This is a genomic window from Neisseria sp. P0021.S005 (assembly GCF_051956955.1).
The window spans coordinates 1-4,554 of sequence record NZ_JBQCWY010000222.1; the positions used below are offsets into that span (position 1 = coordinate 1).

General features: G+C 45.0%; 4 protein-coding genes. All 4 read right to left on the reverse strand.

Annotated features, from left to right (window positions below):
- A partial coding sequence (gene rpoB, locus ACTHUE_RS11425; protein WP_440423500.1) for a DNA-directed RNA polymerase subunit beta occupies window positions 1-2,693 on the reverse strand: 2,693 nt, incomplete at its 3' end.
- A gap of 189 nt (window positions 2,694-2,882) precedes the next feature.
- Window positions 2,883-3,254, reverse strand: coding sequence for a 50S ribosomal protein L7/L12 (gene rplL / locus ACTHUE_RS11430; protein ID WP_003677916.1), 372 nt, complete (start codon window positions 3,252-3,254; stop codon window positions 2,883-2,885).
- A 57-nt stretch (window positions 3,255-3,311) separates the two neighbouring features.
- The gene (rplJ, locus tag ACTHUE_RS11435; RefSeq protein ID WP_003680699.1) at window positions 3,312-3,812 is read right to left on the reverse strand and encodes a 50S ribosomal protein L10; all 501 of its coding nucleotides are present in this window, start codon (window positions 3,810-3,812) and stop codon (window positions 3,312-3,314) included.
- 223 nt (window positions 3,813-4,035) lie between these two features.
- Window positions 4,036-4,554, reverse strand: a 519-nt coding sequence (gene rplA, locus ACTHUE_RS11440) for a 50S ribosomal protein L1 (RefSeq protein ID WP_440423502.1), incomplete at its 5' end; no start/stop codon positions are given.

The following is a 4,554-nucleotide window of genomic DNA, read 5'->3' on the forward strand; positions in this document are numbered from 1 at the left end:
ACGATACCGGATTCATCCAAACGGTTTTGCATACGCTCAGACAAGTTCGGAATATCGCGGGTAATGTCTTCCGCACCCAGTTTAGTGTCACGTGCGACAACGTTCAGCTCTTCAATGTGAATCGAAGTATAACGATCGTCTGCAGCCACTTTTTCTGAAATCAGAATCGAGTCTTCGTAGTTGTAACCGTTCCATGGCATGAAGGCGATGGTCATGTTTTGACCCAAAGCCAACTCGCCCAAGTCGGTAGATGCACCGTCGGCCACCAAGTCACCACGTTGCAACACATCGCCTGCTTTTACGGCCGGACGTTGGTTGATGTTGGTAGATTGGTTAGAACGGGTGAATTTAACCAAGTTGTAAATATCGACACCCACTTCACCGGCAGTCGCTTCATCATCATGAACACGAACTACAACACGGTTGGCATCTACATACTCAACCACACCGCCGCGGCGGGCAACGATTGCAGTTGCAGAGTCAACGGCAACAGAGCGCTCAATACCGGTACCAACCATCGGTTTTTCAGGGCGCAGACACGGTACAGCCTGACGTTGCATGTTGGCACCCATCAATGCACGGTTCGCGTCATCATGTTCCAAGAATGGAATCAGAGATGCTGCAACGGATACCACTTGACCGGTTGCCACGTCCATATATTGAACGCGGTCAGGCGTCGCCATAATGGTTTCGCCTTTTTCACGACAAGTGACCAAGTCGCCAATCAAATTACCGTCTTTGTCCAAATCGGCATTCGCCTGTGCAATCACATAACGGCCTTCTTCGATAGCAGACAAGTAGTCGATTTCTTCAGTTACTTTGCCATCGACAACACGGCGGTAAGGAGTTTCCAAGAAACCATAATCATTGGTACGCGCATAAACGGATAATGAGTTGATCAAACCAATGTTTGGACCCTCAGGTGTTTCAATAGGACATACACGGCCATAGTGGGTCGGATGTACGTCTCGCACCTCAAAGCCTGCACGTTCGCGAGTCAAACCGCCCGGGCCCAATGCAGATACACGGCGTTTATGGGTTACTTCAGACAATGGGTTGGTCTGATCCATAAATTGGCTCAATTGGCTGGAACCGAAGAATTCTTTAATCGCGGCAGAAACAGGTTTCGCATTGATCAAGTCATGCGGCATCAAGTTCTCAGATTCTGCTTGGTTCAAACGCTCTTTAACTGCACGTTCTACACGAGCCAAACCGCTGCGGAATTGGTTTTCAGTCAACTCACCCACAGAACGAACACGACGATTACCCAAGTGGTCAATATCGTCTACTTCACCATGACCGTTACGCAGTTCAACTAATGTAGCAATGGAAGCAACAATGTCTTCAACGCTCAGAACGTAACCACCTTTTTCGGCAGCACCGGCCAAAGTTTCGTTCAGCAAACGGCCATACCAAGAGTTTTGTTGTGCTTCAGACAGTTTTTGCTCGTATGTGCGCGTATTGAATTTCATACGGCCTACGCGAGACAAATCATAGCTGTCTTCACTGAAGAACAAGCGGTTGAAGAGCTGCTCAACAGCTTCTTCGGTAGGCGGTTCGCCAGGACGCATCATGCGGTAAATCGCTACGCGTGCAGCTTGCTGATCAGCAGTTTCGTCTGTACGCAGAGTGCTGGAGATGTAACCGCCTTGATCCAATTCGTTGATATAAAGGGTCGTAATTTCTTTTACACCATGGATATCAAGTTTAGCCAACAGTTCTTCTGTAATTTCATCGTTAGCAGAAGCCAATACTTCACCGGTTTCCGGATCAATCAGGTCAGCAGCCAATGCTTTGCCTATCAAGCTTTCTGGCTCTACATTCAAACGAGTCAAGCCTGCATTGGTAATATCACGGATATTTTTCGCAGTAATGCGTTTACCTTTGGCAACCAGTACATTGCCTTCTTTATCCAAGATGTCAACTTTGGCAGTTTCACCTTTCAGACGGCCTGCAACCAGATCAGTTTGAACACCGTTTGAAGACAAATAGAAAGTTTCTTTGTCGTAGAAAATATCCAAGATTTGTTCATTGTTATAGCCCAAAGCTTTCAACAAAATCGTAACCGGCATTTTACGGCGACGGTCGATACGGAAATACAGCAAATCTTTTGGATCAAATTCGAAATCCAACCATGAACCACGGTAAGGAATAATACGAGCAGAGAACAACAACTTACCGGAAGAATGTGTTTTACCACGGTCATGCTCAAAGAACACACCAGGAGAACGGTGCAACTGGGAAACAATTACACGCTCTGTACCATTGATGACAAAAGAGCCACTTGGCGTCATCAACGGAATTTCGCCCATATATACTTCGTTTTCACGAACTTCTTTTACGGTCGGTTTAGACGCTTCTTTATCCAAAATCACCAAACGGATACGTGCACGCAATGGAGCCGCATAAGTAATACCGCGCAATTGACATTCAGGAATATCGAACAAAGGTTCGCCCAATGTGTAATGCACAAACTCCAATCGTGCATAACCATTATGGCTCACAATCGGGAAAATAGAATTGAATGCTGCTTGCAGACCATCATCAGTACGTTGGTCAAAAGCGTTTTCCAACTGTAAAAATTTCGCATAAGAATCAATTTGGGTTGCCAGCAGGAAAGGAACATCCAAGACATTCTCTCGCTTTGCAAAACTCTTACGGATACGTTTTTTCTCGGTAAACGAATAGCTCATATACACTCCGAAAAGCAATTTTAAATAATAGGCCGTCTAAAACAACGGCATGCATCAACCTGATATTTACATTTATTTGCAATGGTTTTATCAAGACTATGCAAATAAATGTAAACAATGCCTGATGCTTATTTGAAGAAGCAAAATAAGGCTGGCAGAAAACTGCCAGCCTTCACAGGAAGCATTAAATTATTTGATTTCGACTTTAGCGCCGGCTTCTTCCAGTTGTTTTTGGATGTCTTCAGCTTCAGCTTTAGAAACACCCTCTTTCAGAGTTTTAGGTGCACCGTCAACGATGTCTTTAGCTTCTTTCAGACCCAAGCCAGTGATAGCGCGGACAACTTTAATCACGCCAACTTTTTGATCACCAGCAGAAGCCAATACTACGTCAAATTCAGTTTTTTCTTCAGCAGCAGCTGCACCAGCACCTGCAGGACCTGCAACTGCAACGGCAGCAGCAGAAACGCCAAATTTCTCTTCAAAAGCTTTAACCAGGTCGTTCAATTCCATTACGGTCAAAGAACCAACGGCTTCCAAAATGTCTTCTTTAGTAATAGCCATGCTATTTTACTCCAAATATTGTATTAAAAAATAATTGATTAAATGAAACAAAATCGATTAAGCGGCTTCTTCGCCAGCTTTTTTCTCTGCCAAAGCAGCCAAACCACGTGCAAAGCCTGATACAGGAGCTTGCATAACGAACAACAGTTTGGACAACAGTTCTTCGCGGCTTGGAATAGAAGCCAACTCAGCAACCTGAGCAGGGTTCATCACTTCGCCATTGTAAGAACCGGCTTTAACGATAATTTTGTCATCTTTTTTCGCGAATTGGTGCAGCACTTTAGCAGCAGCAACAGCATCTTCAGAAGCAGCGTAAACCAATGGACCAACCATTTGATCGGCCAAACCTGCGAATGAAGTACCCTCTACTGCGCGACGAGCCAGAGTATTTTTCAGAACACGCAAGTACACGCCTTCTTTACGTGCATTCGCACGAAGCTCAGTCATGCTGGAAACACTGATACCGCGATATTCAGCGACTACGAGAGTTTGAGCGTTAGCAATTGCTGCGCTAATTTCCTCTACGGCCACTTTCTTGGTTTCAATATTGAGACTCAAGGTCTACCTCCCACTGTTTATAAACAGGATACCGAAATGATATCCCACCAGCGCGGTAACCTAAAAAGACATCTTACAAGCAATCTTGCAATGTGTTTCAGGACTACCGTCTGCGTAGGGCAGTTACGATTAAATCTTACGATCCCTACGGTCTTGGACATCTACTTAATTTTAAGTAGCCCAAATTCAGGCAATCCAGAAAACTGGATCACCTGAAAATTTCTTAGTTGTTCACGCTTGCAGTATCAACGCGAACACCCAAACCCATAGTGCTGGATACAGCAACTTTTTTCAGGTACTGGCCTTTAGCAGCAGCAGGTTTGGCTTTAACGATAGCATCCAGCAACGCATTGAAGTTTTCTTTCAAGTCAGCTTCAGCGAAAGAAGCACGACCGATAGTTGCATGAACGATACCTGCTTTATCTGTACGGTATTGTACTTGACCTGCTTTTGCATTTTTAACTGCTTCAGCAACGTTAGGAGTAACAGTACCTACTTTAGGGTTTGGCATCAGACCACGAGGACCCAAGATGGTACCCAATTGACCAACGATACGCATTGCATCAGGAGAAGCAATAACAACGTCAAAGTTCAAGTTACCAGCTTTAATTTCAGCAGCCAGATCTTCAAAGCCGACAATATCTGCGCCAGCTTCTTTAGCAGCATCTGCATTTGCACCTTGAGTAAACACAGCTACGCGAGTTGTTTTACCGGTACCTTTAGGCAGAACGACTGAACCACG